The organism is Streptomyces sp. NPDC007162 (assembly GCF_040634175.1).
Lineage (GTDB): Bacteria > Actinomycetota > Actinomycetes > Streptomycetales > Streptomycetaceae > Streptomyces.
Map to the genome: position 1 here is coordinate 1 of NZ_JBEYFC010001049.1, position 1,163 is coordinate 1,163.

1 protein-coding gene and 1 pseudogene are annotated in these 1,163 nt (G+C 68.5%); both read left to right on the plus strand.

Annotated elements, in window-relative coordinates; genetic code table 11:
- Window positions 1-722 (plus strand): HNH endonuclease family protein (locus tag ABZ646_RS47055; RefSeq protein ID WP_360534036.1); only part of this gene is annotated, 722 nt, incomplete at its 5' end.
- Between the two features lie 195 nt (window positions 723-917).
- Window positions 918-1,163: pseudogene (locus ABZ646_RS47060) on the plus strand (hypothetical protein); the annotation flags it as partial.

Genomic DNA, 1,163 nt, shown 5'->3' on the forward strand with positions numbered 1-1,163 from the left:
GCCGTGTTGCCGCCCTTGCCGCTGTCGTACTCAGCGCCACGTTGATCAGTTGCAATCCGCAGCTGGCGGACGACAAGCCGAACGACAGCACACCCACCTCCGCGGGGTCTGCTGCTTCCCCAGCCCCCGGGGGCCCCGAGCCTGGCGCAGGCGCACTCACCCTCACCGCCGCCATCGAAGCCATCCCCGACGGCGACGAACGACGCGACGGATACGAGCGCGACAGCTTCCGTCACTGGATCGACGAGGACGAAGACGGCTGTGAGACCCGGGCCGAGGTTCTCCTGGAGGAAGCCACCACCAAGCCCGAGCAGGGCGACAGGTGCAAGCTCACCGGCGGCGTCTGGATGTCGTACTACGACGAGGTCGAGGTCACCGACGCGAAGAAACTCGACATCGACCACGTGGTCCCGCTCGCCGAAGCGTGGGACAGCGGAGCCTACGACTGGACCCCCGAACGGCGTCAGGCCTACGCCAACGACCTCGGATCCGACAGGTCGCTGGTCGCCGTCACCGCGAAGACGAACCGCTCCAAAGCCGACCGCGACCCCGCTCAGTGGCTCCCGCCGGCCAAGAGCGCCCACTGCACCTACGCCGCCGACTGGACCGCGGCGAAACTGCGCTGGAAGCTCAATGCCGACAAGGTCGAGAAGACCGCTCTCCTCGACCTCGCCAAGGACTGCACCGACACCGTCGTCGAGTTCGAAGAAGCCGCCGAGTAGAAGTCACCGGCTCAACCAGAGCACGCGGGCAGCTCGGGGTGAGGGCCGACGGCGCCTTCGGTAAGGCGATGAAGACCGCGGTCAGCAACATCCAGAAGAAGAACGCCTCGCGGTCGGCGCCGGCGTTCCTACTTCGAAGTGTCGGTCGCGGGTTCGAAGTCGAGCGGCTGCTGGCCGCACGATTCGGCGAGGGTGGTGAGGGCGTCGCTCAACTCCGGCCTCTACACCGCCTCGCGCATGGCCTTCTCGCTCGGACAGCGCGGGGACGCGCCGAGGCTCTCCGAGGCGCGTGACGTGAAGGGGGCGTTCTACGACCCGGCGGACCGGCTTCGTGGCCGGCTCTTCCCGGGGCCCGAGGAACTGCTGTCCGCGCTCACGGACGACGTACGGCTGCACACGGGTGGCCGGTCGACGGACGACCTGGCGCTCCTCGCGGTCGCC